The following is a 15,015-nucleotide window of genomic DNA, read 5'->3' on the forward strand; positions in this document are numbered from 1 at the left end:
TTTCTACGCTAAAAAGCAATAAATAGGGTTCTATGAACTTTTGCTATTACATGAGGTAATGAATATGCCTAGGCAATTCGACGACATCTTGCTCGGCAGCATCGAGTTGTTCTGTCTGGCGGCCGAGGCGGGCAGCTTCACCGCAGCGGCCAATACGGCCGGAATCACGCCGGCGGCAGTGAGCCGCTCGATTTTGCGACTGGAGAAACGCCTGGGGGTGCGCCTTTTCGTGCGCTCCACCCGCAGCATCCGTCTGACCGAGGCAGGCAGGGACTACTTCGAGCAATGCCGCGCAGCGCTCGGGCAATTGGTCGAGGCCGAGCGCAAGGTGATGGGCGAGCAAGTACAGCCGTCCGGCACGTTGCGCATCAGCGCGCCCACGACCTATGGGCATTACCGGCTGCTGCCATGGCTGCCCGTGTTGCGCGAGAAATTTCCGCTCATCAAGTTTGATATTCACATCGGCAACCGCAACATCGACTTCCACGAAGAAAACTTCGACGCGGCGATCCGCTTTCGCGCGCAGCCTGACTCCACGCTGGTCTCGCGTCATCTCGAGGACGCCGATCTGGTGACGGTCGCGAGCCCCGCCTATCTGCGGTGGGCGGGGCAGCCCGAGACGCTGGACGACCTGGAGCGGCATGAGTGCATTCAGTTCGACCTGCCCAGCAGCGGCCGGCGGATCCCATGGCTGTTCTTGGACGACGGCAGGGAGCGGGACGTGCTCGCCGCCGACAGCCATTACCTGTGCACAGAGGACGTATTGGCTGGCGTCACCTTGGCCAGGGCCGGCGCGGGGTTGTTTCAGACCTATCGCTTTGTGGTCGAGAAGGATCTGGCCGACGGAACGCTGGTCGAAATCCTGCAGGCATATGCAGGTCGGTCGCGTCCCGTCGGCCTGATCTATCCGCACGGCCGGTTGCTGCCGTCGCGCCTGCGCGTGTTCGTGGAATTTTTGATCGAGCAGGCCGCCGCGCGGCGCAAGCCGCCGATGTCATCAACATGACGCCAATTGTCGTTAGCCTGTTCTCCCCTTTGTCATGGTGTCGAAACCCGATAAATGAAAGCCCTAGTCAATCTCGCCTGCGCCCTTGCCCTAGCGCTGAGTGCCGTCGTTCCCGCCGCCCATGCGCAGCCCTCGGGCACGATCACGCTCTACACCTCGCACCCCGACAACCAGCTCACCCAGCTGCTGGCCGAGTTCGCCAAGGCGCAGCCCAAGGTGACCGTGCGCGTCTTCCGTTCGGGCACGACCGAGGTCATGAACAAGCTGCAGGCCGAGCAGATGGCCGGCGGCGTGCAGGCCGACGTGGTCATGCTGGCCGACGACATCTCGCTGACGCGGCTCAAGCGCGCCGGCATGCTGCTGCCATATCCGGATGCGCCGACACAGCATCTGCCCGCCGCGCTGGTCGATCCGGATAAGACGTTCTTCGGTACGCGGCTGATCACCACCGGTCTGATCTACAACACCAAACTCGTTTCCAAGCCGCCCAGATCGTGGGTCGATCTGCTCGCGCCCGGCGTCGCGGCCAAGACCATCATGCCCAGCCCGCTGTACTCGGGTGCCGCGCTGATGAACGTGGGCGTGCTGGCCCAGCAGCCCAAGTTCGGCTGGAAGTACCTCGAAACCCTCGCGCACGAAGGGGCGACGGCGACCAGCGGCAACGGTTCGGTAATCGAGTCGGTGGCGCGCGGGGAGAAGGCCTACGGCATCATCATCGACTACATGGCGCTCAATGCGAAGGCCAAGGGCTCCCCGGTCGAATTCGTCTTTCCGACCGAAGGCGTTACGGTCATCTCCCAGCCCGTCGCCATCATGAAAGCCAGCAAGAACGTCGAGGCGGCCAAGGCATTCGTCGATTGGCTGCTGTCCGATGCGGGCCAGAACAATGCGGTCGAGCAGGGCTATTACCCGGCCGCGACCAACATCAAACCGCCGCGCGGCTATCCGGCGCTCGATTCGCTCGTCATCATGAAGGCCGACTTCAAGAAACTGCTCGACGCGGATCAGGCCAACAAGGAAAAGTTCGCCGACCTCTTCGGCCAATGACGGCACGCGCACCGCTGTCCGCCAATCCTACGCCGAGCAGACTTACGACCCCGGCGTTTTCGGCAGAGGCATGCCTGCTCGTCATCGTTGCCGTCTATATCGTCGTGGTCGCGCTACTGCCGCTGGTGCGGCTGTTCTGGACGGCGCTGACGTCCGACGAGAACGGCTCCGTCTTCGGCGCGCTGATCCGGCAGTGGCGCAGTCCATCGGCCGTGCGGGCGTTGACGCATACTCTCGAGACGGGCGCCTGGTCCGTGTCGGTCTCGATGGCGATCGGCACGGGGGCCGCGTTTCTGATTATGCTGTGCGATGTGCGCGCGAAGACCATGGCCGCCTTCGCCGTCATGCTGCCCATGCTGATCCCGGCGCAAATCACCGCGCTGGCGTGGGTCGAGATGCTCACGCCCTCTGGACCGCTGCAGGTTTTCGCCAGACTGGCCGGCGGCACGCTCGCCGGCTCCAATCCGCTGTATTCGGGCCGGGGTATCGCGCTGGTCATGGGCGTGGAGCATGCGCCGCTCGTCTTTCTGGCTGTGCGCGCAGGCCTGGCAAGATTGCCGCGCGACATGATCGAAAGCGCCCGCCTCGCGGGGGCTTCCCCCGCGCGGGTTCTGCGCTCGGTGATCCTGCCCGCGCTGGCTCCTGCCTTGCTCGGCGGCGGCACGATGGCCTTCATCGCAGCCATCGCCAATTTCGGCACGCCCGCGATATTGGGTATCCCAGGGCGCTATCCGATGCTGACGACCTTGATCTATCAGCGGCTTCAGGGTTTCGGGCCGGGCGCATTGGGGCAGGTAGCCTCGCTCGCGCTGATCCTCGCGCTGCTGGCCGTCGCCGGACTGGCATTGCGCGCGCTGCTCGCTCGCCGAGCGTATGCCCGGCTCGACGCCGCCGGCGCGCCCTTTGCCGGGTTCGAACTGGGACCCTGGCGCGACATGGCATCGGCCGTGCTGTGGCTCGTGTTGGCGCTCATTGCCGTACTGCCCTTGTTGACTCTGATCGGCGTCTCGCTGTCGCCGGCCATCGGCGTGCCGCTCAGCCTGCATACGGTCACGCTGGACGCTTACCGACAACTGCTCGGCAACGACACCGTCCGTCGCGCGTTTCTCAATAGCGCCGTGCTGGCAGGCGGAGCGGCGCTCGGCTGCGTGGCCGTGTCCGTTCCGCTCGCCTATCTCGCCGCCGTGCGCAGGCTGCGGGCCGCGCGGGTTCTGGACCTCGTCGCCGATCTGTCCTATGCCGTTCCCGGCACAGTGCTGGCGCTCGGCGTGATCCTGATTCTGTTGCGTCCGATCCCGCTCGTCGGCGTCAGCCTGTACGGCACGCTGGGCATTCTCGGTTTCGCATACCTGGCGCGGTTTCTCGCCCTGGCGCTGCGCCCCGTCATGGCAGGCGCGGAGCAGTTCGACCGCGCGCTCGACGAGGCCGGGCAGGCGGCAGGCGCAGGCCTATGGCGCCGCATTGTTTTCATTGTTCTGCCGGCGGCGGCGCCCTCGGCCGTCGCGGCGGCCTTGCTCGTCTTTATGGCGGCGTTCAATGAGCTGACTGTCTCGGCGCTGCTGTGGTCCACCGGCAACGAGACGGTGGGCGTCGCGGTGTTCCTCTATCAATACGAAGGCGATGCTGCGGCGGCGACCGCGCTGGCCAGCCTGTCGCTCGCGTTTACGCTGGGCCTGGCGCTCATGGCCCTGCTGCTGCGCCGGTATCTGCCCGAAGGAGTCTTGCGGTGGCGAGTCTGAGTCTGCACGCGGTATCCAAGCTCTACGGCGCGCACCGCGCCGTCGATGCCGTGAGCTTCGGCGTCGACGCGGGGGAGTTTCTCGCGCTGCTCGGACCCTCGGGCTGCGGCAAGACCACGCTGCTGCGGCTGATTGCGGGTTTCGAAGCGCCATCGGCAGGGCGCATCGAGCTGGACGGCCAGGTCGTCGCCGAGGGGCCGCGCATCGTGCCGCCGGAAAATCGCGGCATCGGCATGGTGTTCCAGTCGTATGCGCTATGGCCCACGATGACTGTGGCCGACAACGTCGCGTTTGCCTTGCGCCTGCGCAAGATGCCGGGAGCGCAACGCGAGCGCCGCGTGGCCGAGACGCTCGAGGCGGTGGGACTCGCGGCGTTGGCGCAGCGCAAGCCCCACGAGCTGTCCGGCGGGCAGCGCCAGCGCGTCGCGCTCGCGCGCTGCCTCGCGATGCGTCCGGCCGTGATGCTGCTCGACGAGCCGCTGGCCAATCTGGACGTGCATCTGCGGGCCACCCTGCAGCAGGAGTTCAAACAACTGCATCGCGAGACGGGCGCGACCTTCCTCTATGTCACGCACGATCAGGGCGAAGCGATGGCGATGGCTGACCGCATCGCCGTCATGCGCGACGGACGGATCGAGCAGCTTGCCGCGCCGCGCGAGCTGTACCGGGAGCCGCAAACGGCGACGATCGCCGATTTCATCGGCGCCGGCATGGTGGTTCCGGTCGATATCGTCGGCGTGCAGGCCGGCGGCGTGGCCGCGGCCGGCATGGGTGGCCGCTTTACGCTGCGCGGCACGGCGCGGGCGGGCCAGCGACGGCTTGCCTGTCTGCGCGCGACGGATCTTGCGCTGGCCGCACCCGGCGGCGGTGCCTTGCCGGGCGTCGTGCGCGCACACAGCTATCGCGGCGCCGTCACGACCGTGACGGTAGCGCCGCTGGGCCTGGCCGATCTGGACATCCATGTCGATCACGCCGGCGAGCCGCCGGCCATCGGCGCCAACGTCCACGTTGCCGTGCTCGATGGATGGATCCTTCCCGACGCGTCCTGATCAGCGGTGCACGCCGCCCAGGTCCAGCCCGGCAAACAAATCGGCCAGGGTAGGCACCGATCTGGCAGGCCAGATCGCGCTCAGATTGAAATTGGGCAGATCCTGGCCGTCGCGCACCTCGCAAAAACGTACCCCGTGAAAATCCAGCGAGCGTATCCAGCTGGGCAGCAAGGCCACGCCGCAGCCGCCGGCAACGCAAGCCAGCACGGTCAGCGTGCGGTTGGCCTCTTGCGACACAAAGGGCTCCAGGCCCGCCTTGCGCAGGGCGTCGAGAATGCCGGCATAGAGCACCGGTAGCTGATTGCGCGGATACAGCACCAGGCCCGCGTCTGCGATCCTCGCCAGCGATACGCAGCCGTCCTCGTCGATGTCGAAATCGCCCGGCACCGCTGCCACCAGCCGGTCGCGCAGCAGCAGGCGTTCGCGCATGCGGCCGGCCACCGCCACCGGCGTGTGCATCAGGCCGATGTCGATGGCGCCGGCGGCCAGGGCGTCGGCCTGCTCGGCATTGCTCATCTCGCGCAGCACCACTTGCACGCCCGGTGCCGTGCGGCGCAGCGCGCGCAATGCGCGCGGCAGCATGTCGAACAAAGCCGAAGACACCAGGCCGATGGTCAGACGTCCGGCGCTGCCGTGCGCGATGTCGCGCGCGCGCTGCGCGGCGGCATCGATGCGGGTCACGCTGATGCGCACGTCTTCCAGGATGGCCAGCGCCGCCGGCGTGGGCTGGGCGCCGCGGCGCGATCGGTCGAAGAGTTTCACGCCCAGTTCCTGTTCCATGCGGCTCAGGGACTGGCTGAGCGCTGGCTGGGCCATGCCCAGCCAGGCGGCCGCACGGCTGACGCTGCCGTGGTCGACCACAGCCAGAAAGTGCCGCAGGTGTCTGGTTTCCATATTGAATCGATATGAATAAATGATTTTAGGACTATAGGGCGTGATGGCAGGTCCTGCCTAGAATGCATCCGGTAATGCTTACGCCTGGTTTTTTTATTGGAGTCTCCCGCTTGTTTCCGACTGCCGACGCCGGCCGATCCGGCATCCGTTGCATCGACACGCATGCGCATGTCTTCAGGCGCGATCTTCCCCTGGCAGACCAGCGGCGCTATACGCCCGACTACGACGCCTTGCCCTCCGACTACCTGGCTCTGCTGGATGCGCACGGACTGGATGGCGGGGTGCTGGTGCAGCCCAGTTTTCTGGGCACCGACAACCGCTATCTGCTGCAAGTCCTGGCGGAGCATCCCGAGCGGCTGCGTGGTGTGGCGGTAGTGGACCCGTTGATCGGAGACGTGCAATTGCAGGAGCTGGGGCAGGGCGGCATTACCGGCATGCGCTTGAATCTTTTGGGCATGCCCACGCCGGCGCTGTCCGCGCGCCCTTGGCGCGGCTTGATCGAACGCGTCAACGCGCTGGACTGGCACGTCGAAATCCATGCCCAGGCCGAACGGCTGCCTGCGCTTCTGCCCGATCTGCTCGCGGCCGGCTGCCGGATCGTGGTCGACCACTTCGGCCGTCCCGGCGCGGCCGGCGACCTGGCGCCCTTGCTGCGCCACGCCGACACGGGCCGGGTCTGGGTCAAGCTCTCGGCGCCTTATCGCAATTGGGCCGACGACGGCGTCGGCCGCGCAGCCGCCCGCCAGGCCGCGCGCGAATTGCTCGATGTCTTCGGCGCCGACCGGCTGATGTGGGGCAGCGACTGGCCTCACACCGAACACCGGGACCGCACCCGCTACGCCGCCAGCCTTGCATGGCTGGGCGAGTGGCTGGACGACCCCGTCCTGCTGCGGCGTGTATTGGCAGACACGCCGCGCGCTTTTTTCAAATTCCAATAACGAGGAGACCTGTCATGACCTTTTTCACCCGATTGCATTCCACTGTCATGCGCCGCTGCGCGGCTCTGGCCCTGAGCGTGCTGGCGCTGGGCTCGGGCGCCGCGCACGCCGGCTATCCCGATCATCCCATCACCGTGATCGTGACCTATCCGCCCGGGGGCACCGTCGACGCCGTCGCGCGCATCATCGCCCCCACGCTGTCGGCCAAGCTGGGCCAGCCCATCGTGATCGAGAACCGCGGCGGCGCCGGCGGCATGATAGGCGGCTCGGTCGTGGCGCATTCCAAGCCCGACGGCTACACGCTCATGCTCGATGCCTCGAACTATGCGCAGAATCCGGCCCTGCACAGCAAGATGCCCTTCGATACGCTGGCCGATTTCACGCCGGTCTCGCTGCTGATTCGCGTGCCCAACGTGCTGGTCGTCACGCCCGGCTTCGACAAGGTGCATACGGTCGCCGATCTCATCAAGCTGGACAAGGCCAATCCGGGCAAGCCGATCTCCTTCGCGTCGGCAGGGCCGGGTTCGGCGCAGCACCTGGCCGGCGAACTGTTCAACCAATTGGCGGGCACGCATCTGCAGCACATCGCCTACAAAGGCGGCGGTCCGGCCATGATCGACGTGATGAGCGGGCAGGTGCCCGTGATGTTCGCCAGCCTGGGCTCGGCCTGGCCGCACATCAAAGACGGGAAACTGCGCGCCATCGCCGTGGGCGGCACCGTGCGGTCGCCCACCATGCCCGATCTGCCGACCATAGCGGAATCCGGCGTTCCCGGCTTTGCAAGCTACGAGTGGAACGCCGTCTTCGCGCCGGCCGGAACGCCCGCGCCCATCGTGAACCGGCTGTCGAAGGCGCTGGCCGAAACGATGAAGACGCCCTCGGTTGCCCAGGCGTTGACCGGCATGGGCGCCGAGATCATCGCCTCCTCGCCCGCAGATCTGGACAAGTTCCGGCGCGCCGAGATCGAAAAATGGCAGAAACTGGCCAGGAAGGCGCACATCTCGCTGGACTGACTACGCCCCGCTAGGGCGCGACCAGATCGCGCAAGGCGGCATCCAGGTCGGGAAAGCGGAATCGATATCCCGCTTCTTGGGCTCGGCGCGCCAGCAGGCGCTGGCTGCCCAGCAAAAGACTGGACATGTCGCCCAGCCCGAAGCGCAGCGCCCACGCAGGCACCGGCAAGCAGGCGGGGCGTCGCAATGAGGTTGCCAGGGCTCGCGTGAATTCTGCGTTGCGCACGGCTTGGGGCGCACAGAGGTTGTAGGGGCCGCGGCAATCTTCATGCTTGAGCAGGAAGTCGATCAGCCCGGTCGCATCGTCCAGGTGTATCCATGGCAGCCATTGCTTGCCGCTTCCCAGCCGGCCGCCCAGGCCGAGCCGAAACGGCAGGCGCAGGCGCGCGAGCATGCCGCCCTCGGCAGCCAGCACGGACGCGGTTCGCAGCAGCACCACTCTCATGTCCAAGGTCTCGGCGCGCCGCGCCTCGTCCTCCCAGGCCTGGCACAAGCGGCTGCCGAAATCGGTGTCGCCCCGCTCGATTTGCGTTGTCTCGTCGATCGGCTGCTCGCCTCTGTCGCCGTACCAGCCCGCCGCCGAGCCGGACAGCAAGACCCGCGGCGGCAGGGGCAGCGAGCCTAGCCATCCCGTCAATTCCCGCGTCAGGCGGACGCGGCTGTCCCACAGCAGCCGTCTGCGGGCATCGCTCCAGGGGCGATCGGCGATCGGCGCGCCGGCCAGGTTCACCACGGCATCGGGCGAGTCGAAATCGCCGATGTCTTCGAGCCGGGCGAAGCCGTGCGCGCCGCTGCAAAGTGCCGGCACCTCTTTCGGACGCCGGCTCCAGACCATCAGATGATGGCCTTGCCCGGCCCAAAGGCGGCATAGGGCTCGCCCGATGAGTCCTGTGCCGCCGGTCAGCAAAATCTTCATGATCATTCTTCGAGTTCTTACTGGGACGCTTCAGGCCACTGCTGCGGTACCTTGCGCAGCAGGCTGGCGTCGTAGCCCAGCTTGCGCACTTCGGACACTAGGCTTTGGTATTCGGTCTCGGAGAGCTGCGGCGTGCGCGCCATGATCCAGACATAGTCGCGCTTTGACCGCCCTATGATAGTGCTGCGGTAGTCCGGATCCAGATAGGCGACGACGTATTCGGCCTGGAACGGCCAGATGAACTGCATGGTCCATCTGGCGTTGTTTGTCTGCGGCACCACCGTGCCTACCGGATGCATGGTCTTGACCTTGCCGTCGAAGGCGCCGTCGCGAAACCGAAGCGTGGTCTGCACGCGCCCGTCGGGGCGCAGCGCATACGATTCGACCTCGTTATAGGCGCTGCGCTCCGGCCAGGCGGGAATGTCGGCGATCACGTACCAGGCTCCCATGAAGCGATCCAGGTCCACGTGTTTCACGGCAGGCATGGGGGGATTGGAGGAGCAGCCGCTCAGCGCGGCGCACCCCAGAGCAAGCATGGCCAGTCCGTGGATCCAGGTGCGGCGTTTCATGCGTGTTCTCCCTGCAGATCCGCCCGGGCGAAGCGATAGTGCGCGACGAGCCATTGCTGGCCGCCGTCATAGCCGAACAGCTCGGCGCATGCCATCCAGAATATGCGCCAGCGCTGGAACCACAGCGGGGCCAACGCGTCGCCGTATGCCTTGGCGAGCACTCGCATGGCCTGGGGACGATGCGCGTCCTGATTGGCCAGCCAATGGTTGGCGGTGCGCTGGTAATGCGTGCCGTCCACCAGCCAGCGCGCCTCGATGCTCAGGCGCTGCTGGAACCAAAGCAGGGTATCGGCGGCCGGCATGATGCCTCCCGTGAAGAAATGCCTGCCCAGCCAGTTGTCGGCACCGCCGGTCTCGAACGGATACATGAGGTCGCGGTGCGCGAAGATGTGCACGAACAGCTTGCCCTGCGGAGCCAGCCAATCGGCGATGCGCGACAACAGCGTCTGGTAGTTGCGCATGTGCTCGAACATTTCCACCGAGACGCAGCGGTCGTACGTGCCGGCGGGCAGCTCGAGCACGTTGACGTCCCGCGTGAGCACCTCGACATTGCCGACGCCGAGTTCGCGGCAGCGGGCCAGGATGAACTCCCGCTGCGAGGCCGAATTGGACACTGCGGTAATGCGGGCGTTGGGAAAACGCTGCGCCATCCAGAGGGTCAGGGAGCCCCAACCGCAGCCCAGTTCCAGAATGCGCTGGCCGTCGGCCAGTTCGGCGCGCTGGCCATAGAGTTTCAGCATTGCCGTCTCGGCCTCGTCCAGCGTTTCGGCGCCGGTGGGGTAGAAGCAGCCCGAGTATTTCAGGCGTGCGCCCAGGCACAGGCGGAAGAACTCGGGCGGCAATTCGTAATGCTGCGCATTGGCTTCCTGCGTGTGCACCGCCAGCGGACTGCGCTTGAGGTCTTGGATCAGGCCGCGGTAGCGATCCGCCGTGGCGCCGATGCCGCCGGCCGACTCGTCCTGCAAGCGTTGCCTGCACAGTTGCCGGATGCCATACCGCACTAGGGCGTCGGGCAGCCAGCCCCGTTCCGCCAGGCCAAGCAGGCCGGGAGCGGGAACGTCGGCGGACAACGGGGGGTCTATCATCGTCGCGGTATTCATCATTGGCCTCGCGCGGAGTCGTCGGAATTGGGAAACCAGGGGAAAAACATCGGGGTTGTACGCTGGTAGGCGCGATAGTCTTCGCCGCGCGTGCGCAGCGCCTGCATTTCCGTATAGGGAATGCCGCTGATCCAGCGCAGGAACACGTACATGACGAGCGGCCCCAGCCAGCTGATCCATTGGGCGGGGGCGCCGACGGCCAGCGCCACATAGGCGAACCAGTGGCACCATTCGAAGAAATAATTGGGATGCCGGCTGTAGCGCCATAGCCCGCTGCGACATGTGCGGCCCTGGTTGCGCGGATCGCGGCGAAAACGCGCCAGCTGCAGGTCGGCCAGCGCCTCGCCCGCTACGCTGGCTATCCAGATGGCTATCCCGACGATCGTCAGCGGCGTGACTGCGGACACCGGATTGGCGGCGACCGGCGTGAATGCGACCGCGAACAACACCACCAGGCCGGCCTGAAACACGAACAAGCCGTAGATTTTTCCCTGATGGCCTTGCCAGCGCTCGCGCAGGGCCCGGTAGCGGCCGTCTTCGCCTTCATCCATGCGACGCAGCAGATGCAGCTCCAGCCGCAATCCCCAGGCGCCTCCCAGCGTGGCAAGCAGAAGGCGCGGCAGCACCGCGCCGGCGCCCGTGACGGCGATCAGCAGCGCGCCCAGCCCTAGGCAGGCGGACCAGACCACGTCGACAATGCCGATGTTCTGATGCAGCCGCTGCCACATCCAGGCGGCGGTCATTGCCGCCCACGCCAGGGCGGCCAAAAGGCCCAGCTGTTGCCATGCCGTCATCGTGTGTCTCCCGGTATCATGCCGCGCGAATCGCGGGCGGCGGGCCATCGCGCCGCCAATCCGGCGAGCAGGGGCAGGGCGATTCCCCAGCCCACGGCCAGCCAGATCGCCGCGCGGGCGGCGGGCGCCTCGAAAACCACCGCTTGCCAGCTGCGCGATGCGCCCCAATAGGCCAGAGGGCCGCCGGCTGCGCCCAGGGCGAGTGCCCATGCGGGACGGCCCTGCAACCACACCATCGAATGATTCAAGGTCATGGCGAAGGCCACCCACAGCGCCAATATCCATAGTGGCACGCCCGGCGGCACGGCCCAGGACATGGCGGCGTAATGCATCCACCCCATATGCGACAGCACTCCGTCGACGATCAGTCCGCACAGCAGGGCAATGCCCACCAGGCGCAGGTCCGACGCGCGTCGGTGAGACACGCTCAACTGCCATGCGGTGAACACCACGGCACACAGCAGGCCCGGCAGCGCGCTGCCTCGGCTCGCGCCGATGACGGCTGCGAACCAGACGATTTCGTAGCCGAGGAAATTGCGCCAGAATTTCATGCGACGGTGTCCGGTTTGCGTCCCGCCCAGCCGGACGGAGCGGGCTGGGCGCCGGGACGGGCCAGCAGCAGGTGGGAGACGCCGATCGAGCGTTCGCGAAAGCCGCCCTCGCAATAGGCAAGATAGAACTCCCACATGCGCGCGAACCGCGGATCGAACCCTTGCGCGTATACCGCTTGCAGCTGCGCGAGAAACCGCGTGCGCCAGGCCTGCAGCGTGCGCGCGTACGACAGTCCGAAGTCTTCGAGATGCACCAGCGCCATGTCGGAGGCTCGCGTCTTGGCCGCCAGCATGCTCTGCACCGAGGGACTGAAACTGCCCGGGAAGATATGCCGCTTGATGAAATCCACCGAGCGCAGGGCCTGCTGGTAACGATGATCCTCGATGGTGATGGCCTGGACCAGCGCCAGCCCGTCGGGCTTGAGCAACTCGCCGATTTTCGCGAAGTAGGTCTGCAGATATTGTGCGCCGATGGCCTCGATCATTTCGATGGAGACCAGTTTGTCGTACTTGCCCTGCAGGTCGCGGTAGTCCTGGCAAAGAACCTGCACCCGGTCCGAGAGCCCCGCCGCGGCGATTCGTTCGCTCGCCAGCGCATGCTGCTCTTTCGAGATGGTGGTGGTGGTGACCCGGCAGCCATAGTGTGTCGCGGCGTGCAGGGCGAAGCCACCCCAGCCGCTGCCGATCTCCACGACATGGTCGCCGGGCCGCAGGTCCAGTTTGCGGCAAATGGCGTCCAGCTTGCGCACGGACGCCTGTTCGAGCGTGTCGTCGGGTCCGTCCCACACCGCCGACGAGTACATGAGATCGCTGGAGAGAAAAAGGCCGAAGAAATCGTTGCCCAGGTCGTAGTGTTCGGCAATGTTGCGGCGGCTGCCGGCGCGGGTGTTGCGCCGGGCGGCATTCCAGCACCGCATGGCCAGGCCGCTGTAGCGCGCGAATCCCGATTCCATGCGGTCGAGCCTGTCCCGGTTGCGCGCGAGCAGGCGCACCAGTCCGACCAGGTCGTCGCATTCCCAGACGCCGTCGCCGTAGGCCTCGCCCGCGCCGACACTGCCGCCGAAAGCCAGCGTACGGTAGAAGCTCAGGTCGTGGACTCGCAGGTGAATGCGAAGCTCGGCCCCGGCGGCGTCGCGGGCGCCCAGTTCGGTTCTCGCCAGCGGGTCGTCGATGATCAATTGGCCGTTCCGCAGATCCGCCAGATTCTTCAGGACCTGGCGGCGCAGCGCCCGGTCCAGCCAGCTTGCGGATTGGGGCGCGGCGGTGTCCGCGCTGAATTTTTTGTCAAGGCTTGCCGATGTCATTATCGAACTCCCGATTCCGATGCGTCGCGCTTCTTGTGGTCGTAGATGGGATTGCGTTTGAGCCAGAGTCGCAGCGCCTGCCAGTAGATGGCGCCGATGACCTGCGTGGTCATGAGCGGATAGCGCCACAGCACCCGCGCCAGGGTCCTGCCGTTCAGCGCATGGCGCGTCATCGACAGATCTGCGTCGAACTCGCATGCCGCGGCGTTCATGACCCGCATGTGCACCCGCAGGTCGTCGCCCGGCGCGCTGAGACACCAGTCATAGCGCCGATCCATGGCCATGAACGGCGAGACGTGAAAATTCTTGTCGAACTGCCAGCGCATCAGCCGGCCGCGACGCTCGGCCTGGGCTACCGGCAACACATAGCTGTGCCGTTCCGCCCATGGGGTGTTGGTGATGTCGGCCACGATCGCCTGCAGCGTCGCGCCGTCGGCGGCATAGCAGTAGTAAAAAGTCACCGGATTGAAGATATAGCCGGCGTAACGCAAATGCGTGAGCATGCGCACGGGGCCTGCGGCATCGACCTGAGTCGATGCGCGCACGCGTTCGCGTATGGCGTCGGCCAGCGGCCGGGCGCTATCGCCGAAATAGTCGCTGCGCCGCCACTCGGCCAGATTGCGCCGGTTGACCGACCACAGCCAGCGGTCCCGGAACACCTCGTCGATTTCGTCCAGGTCCAGCATGAGCTGGGCGATCCGGTAGTCGAACGCATGCGGCGCCGGACCATGGCGCACGTGCGCGACGCGGCCCTCGTAGACCGCGCTGTGCACGATACCCGGGTGCGGCGTTTCCCGTTTCATGCCGCCGCCTCGGCCAAAAGGGCAGATCTTGCAGGTGAGGACGATCCGTGCGCCGGGATGCATTCCAAACCGCGCACGACGTCCATGGCGCTGCGCATGCCGTCCTCGTGGAATCCCCAGCCCCAATAGGCGCCGGCGTACCACGTGCGGCGCTGCCCGGATATTTCATGCTTGCGGGCCTGCGCCGCCACGGATGCTGCCGTGTAGACGGGGTGTTCGTAATGCATCCTGGCCAGCACGGCGGCCGGGTCGATGTCCTCGCTGCGGTTCAGCGTGACGATGAAAGGACGGTCTGACTCGATTCCCTGCAGGATGTTCATGCAATAGCTCACCGTGCAGTGCCGCGCCGGATGCGCCGGCACATAGGCGTTCCATGCCGACCAGGCTTTGCGGTTGCGCGGCAGCAGCGACGCGTCGGTGTGCAGCACGACGTCGTTTTCCTGGTACGGAATCGCGCTCAGTATTTCCCGCTCGGCTCCGCTCGCGTCTTCGAGCAGCCGCAGAGCCTGGCCGCTGTGGCAAGCCATCACCACGTGATCGTACGCCTCATGGCCGCCGCGCGTCGCGACCACGACATGGTCTTCACGGCGGCATACGCCCACGACGGGAAGGGATGGCATCTCGCGCACCGTCCAGCGCTTGCGCAGGGCATCGACATAACGGGAAGAGCCTCCCTGCACGACCCGCCACTGCGGCCTGCGCGCCACTTGCAGCATCTGGTGATTGGCCATGAACTGCACCAGGTATCGGACGGGGAAGTCGGCGACGCGCTGGGCCGGCGAGGACCACAGGGCGGCAGCCATCGGGACGAGATGGTCGTCTCGAAACGCATCGCCGTAACGGTTTTGCGCGAGGTAGTCCCCCAGCGACGGTCCGGGACCGGTCAGGCGCAGCAGGTCCGGCGCTTCGCGGTAGAAGCGCCGCAAATCTTTGAGCATGCCCAGGAAACGGGGCGATGCCAGATTGCGCCGCTGGCAGAACAAGGTGTCCAGGTTGGCGGCGCCATATTCCAGGCCGCTCGCCTCGTTCTGCACGGAAAAACTCATCGACGTGGGCTGCGAACGCACGTCCAGCTCATCGAGCATTTGCGTGAACAGCGGATAGCGTTCCGGATTGAAAACGATGAACCCGCTGTCGACCGCATAGTGCCGACCCCCTTGTTCGACCGGGTGGGTGTGGGTATGCCCGCCCAGGTAGTCGTTGGCCTCGTACAGGGTGACGTGGTGTTCGCGGGACAGCCGGTAGGCGCTGGCCAGGCCGGCGACGCCCGCTCCGATGACGGCGATGCGCAT

General features: G+C 66.2%; 15 protein-coding genes. 6 read left to right on the plus strand and 9 right to left on the minus strand.

Features of this window, described 5'->3' with window-relative positions; all coding sequences use genetic code 11:
- The first annotated feature begins 64 nt into the window (after positions 1-64).
- From ACTHJ1_RS06380 to ACTHJ1_RS06395, 4 genes are read left to right on the plus strand one after another with little or no spacing between them, the layout of a single operon-like run.
- Entirely contained in the window at positions 65-1,006 is a 942-nt protein-coding gene (locus tag ACTHJ1_RS06380; RefSeq protein ID WP_440189379.1) for a LysR substrate-binding domain-containing protein, read from the plus strand.
- Between the two features lie 54 nt (positions 1,007-1,060).
- Positions 1,061-2,053 carry an ABC transporter substrate-binding protein gene (locus tag ACTHJ1_RS06385; protein ID WP_440189382.1) on the plus strand — a complete coding sequence of 331 codons (993 nt, stop codon included), beginning with the start codon at positions 1,061-1,063 and terminating at the stop codon, positions 2,051-2,053.
- Positions 2,050-3,792, plus strand: a complete 1,743-nt coding sequence (locus ACTHJ1_RS06390; RefSeq protein ID WP_440189385.1) for an ABC transporter permease — start codon at positions 2,050-2,052, stop codon at positions 3,790-3,792. The genes ACTHJ1_RS06385 and ACTHJ1_RS06390 overlap by 4 nt, the downstream gene beginning before the upstream one ends.
- Positions 3,780-4,841 (plus strand): ABC transporter ATP-binding protein, encoded by a 1,062-nt coding sequence (locus tag ACTHJ1_RS06395; protein ID WP_440189387.1) that lies wholly within the window; start codon positions 3,780-3,782, stop codon positions 4,839-4,841. The genes ACTHJ1_RS06390 and ACTHJ1_RS06395 overlap by 13 nt, the downstream gene beginning before the upstream one ends.
- On the opposite strand, the gene ACTHJ1_RS06400 is transcribed toward ACTHJ1_RS06395, so the two are convergent.
- Complete coding sequence (locus tag ACTHJ1_RS06400; protein WP_440189390.1) at positions 4,842-5,735, minus strand: LysR family transcriptional regulator; 894 nt, start codon at positions 5,733-5,735, stop codon at positions 4,842-4,844.
- Between the two features lie 110 nt (positions 5,736-5,845).
- Here ACTHJ1_RS06400 and ACTHJ1_RS06405 point away from each other — a divergent pair, with 110 nt between their 5' ends.
- Both ACTHJ1_RS06405 and ACTHJ1_RS06410 read left to right on the plus strand, forming a co-directional pair.
- Positions 5,846-6,673, plus strand: coding sequence for an amidohydrolase family protein (locus ACTHJ1_RS06405; RefSeq protein ID WP_440189393.1), 828 nt, complete (start codon positions 5,846-5,848; stop codon positions 6,671-6,673).
- A 14-nt stretch (positions 6,674-6,687) separates the two neighbouring features.
- Positions 6,688-7,686: a tripartite tricarboxylate transporter substrate binding protein gene (locus ACTHJ1_RS06410; RefSeq protein WP_440189396.1), complete on the plus strand. Its 999-nt coding sequence runs from the start codon at positions 6,688-6,690 to the stop codon at positions 7,684-7,686.
- Between the two features lie 10 nt (positions 7,687-7,696).
- On the opposite strand, the gene ACTHJ1_RS06415 is transcribed toward ACTHJ1_RS06410, so the two are convergent.
- From ACTHJ1_RS06415 to ACTHJ1_RS06450, 8 genes are read right to left on the minus strand one after another with little or no spacing between them, the layout of a single operon-like run.
- Complete coding sequence (locus tag ACTHJ1_RS06415) at positions 7,697-8,602, minus strand: TIGR01777 family oxidoreductase (RefSeq protein WP_440189399.1); 906 nt, start codon at positions 8,600-8,602, stop codon at positions 7,697-7,699.
- A 17-nt stretch (positions 8,603-8,619) separates the two neighbouring features.
- The gene (locus tag ACTHJ1_RS06420; protein WP_440189402.1) at positions 8,620-9,171 is read right to left on the minus strand and encodes a lipocalin family protein; all 552 of its coding nucleotides are present in this window, start codon (positions 9,169-9,171) and stop codon (positions 8,620-8,622) included.
- The gene (locus tag ACTHJ1_RS06425) at positions 9,168-10,271 is read right to left on the minus strand and encodes an SAM-dependent methyltransferase (RefSeq protein WP_440189468.1); all 1,104 of its coding nucleotides are present in this window, start codon (positions 10,269-10,271) and stop codon (positions 9,168-9,170) included. Before ACTHJ1_RS06425 ends, ACTHJ1_RS06420 begins: the two co-directional genes overlap by 4 nt.
- Positions 10,271-11,065 (minus strand): DUF1295 domain-containing protein, encoded by a 795-nt coding sequence (locus tag ACTHJ1_RS06430; protein ID WP_440189405.1) that lies wholly within the window; start codon positions 11,063-11,065, stop codon positions 10,271-10,273. Before ACTHJ1_RS06430 ends, ACTHJ1_RS06425 begins: the two co-directional genes overlap by 1 nt.
- A complete protein-coding gene (locus tag ACTHJ1_RS06435; RefSeq protein WP_440189408.1) occupies positions 11,062-11,616 on the minus strand; it encodes a DUF2878 domain-containing protein in 555 nt (184 codons plus the stop codon). The genes ACTHJ1_RS06430 and ACTHJ1_RS06435 overlap by 4 nt, the downstream gene beginning before the upstream one ends.
- Entirely contained in the window at positions 11,613-12,920 is a 1,308-nt protein-coding gene (locus ACTHJ1_RS06440) for a class I SAM-dependent methyltransferase (protein WP_440189411.1), read from the minus strand. The genes ACTHJ1_RS06435 and ACTHJ1_RS06440 overlap by 4 nt, the downstream gene beginning before the upstream one ends.
- Positions 12,920-13,723 carry a DUF1365 domain-containing protein gene (locus ACTHJ1_RS06445; protein ID WP_440189414.1) on the minus strand — a complete coding sequence of 268 codons (804 nt, stop codon included), beginning with the start codon at positions 13,721-13,723 and terminating at the stop codon, positions 12,920-12,922. The genes ACTHJ1_RS06440 and ACTHJ1_RS06445 overlap by 1 nt, the downstream gene beginning before the upstream one ends.
- Positions 13,720-15,015, minus strand: coding sequence for an NAD(P)/FAD-dependent oxidoreductase (locus tag ACTHJ1_RS06450; protein ID WP_440189417.1), 1,296 nt, complete (start codon positions 15,013-15,015; stop codon positions 13,720-13,722). The genes ACTHJ1_RS06445 and ACTHJ1_RS06450 overlap by 4 nt, the downstream gene beginning before the upstream one ends.

The sequence above is a fragment of the Bordetella sp. genome, from assembly GCF_051960075.1.
Lineage (GTDB): Bacteria > Pseudomonadota > Gammaproteobacteria > Burkholderiales > Burkholderiaceae_B > Bordetella.

Bases quoted from the DNA above. Each gene is read 5' to 3' on its own strand.
- ACTHJ1_RS06380 (WP_440189379.1), top strand. From the start codon at position 65: ATGCCTAGGCAATTCGACGACATCTTGCTCGGCAGCATCGAGTTGTTC.
- ACTHJ1_RS06385 (WP_440189382.1), top strand. From the start codon at position 1,061: ATGAAAGCCCTAGTCAATCTCGCCTGCGCCCTTGCCCTAGCGCTGAGT.
- ACTHJ1_RS06390 (WP_440189385.1), top strand. From the start codon at position 2,050: ATGACGGCACGCGCACCGCTGTCCGCCAATCCTACGCCGAGCAGACTT.
- ACTHJ1_RS06400 (WP_440189390.1), bottom strand. From the start codon at position 5,735: ATGGAAACCAGACACCTGCGGCACTTTCTGGCTGTGGTCGACCACGGC.
- ACTHJ1_RS06410 (WP_440189396.1), top strand. From the start codon at position 6,688: ATGACCTTTTTCACCCGATTGCATTCCACTGTCATGCGCCGCTGCGCG.
- ACTHJ1_RS06415 (WP_440189399.1), bottom strand. From the start codon at position 8,602: ATGAAGATTTTGCTGACCGGCGGCACAGGACTCATCGGGCGAGCCCTA.
- ACTHJ1_RS06420 (WP_440189402.1), bottom strand. From the start codon at position 9,171: ATGAAACGCCGCACCTGGATCCACGGACTGGCCATGCTTGCTCTGGGG.
- ACTHJ1_RS06425 (WP_440189468.1), bottom strand. From the start codon at position 10,271: ATGAATACCGCGACGATGATAGACCCCCCGTTGTCCGCCGACGTTCCC.
- ACTHJ1_RS06430 (WP_440189405.1), bottom strand. From the start codon at position 11,065: ATGACGGCATGGCAACAGCTGGGCCTTTTGGCCGCCCTGGCGTGGGCG.
- ACTHJ1_RS06435 (WP_440189408.1), bottom strand. From the start codon at position 11,616: ATGAAATTCTGGCGCAATTTCCTCGGCTACGAAATCGTCTGGTTCGCA.
- ACTHJ1_RS06440 (WP_440189411.1), bottom strand. From the start codon at position 12,920: ATGACATCGGCAAGCCTTGACAAAAAATTCAGCGCGGACACCGCCGCG.
- ACTHJ1_RS06445 (WP_440189414.1), bottom strand. From the start codon at position 13,723: ATGAAACGGGAAACGCCGCACCCGGGTATCGTGCACAGCGCGGTCTAC.
- ACTHJ1_RS06450 (WP_440189417.1), bottom strand. From the start codon at position 15,015: ATGCGCATCGCCGTCATCGGAGCGGGCGTCGCCGGCCTGGCCAGCGCC.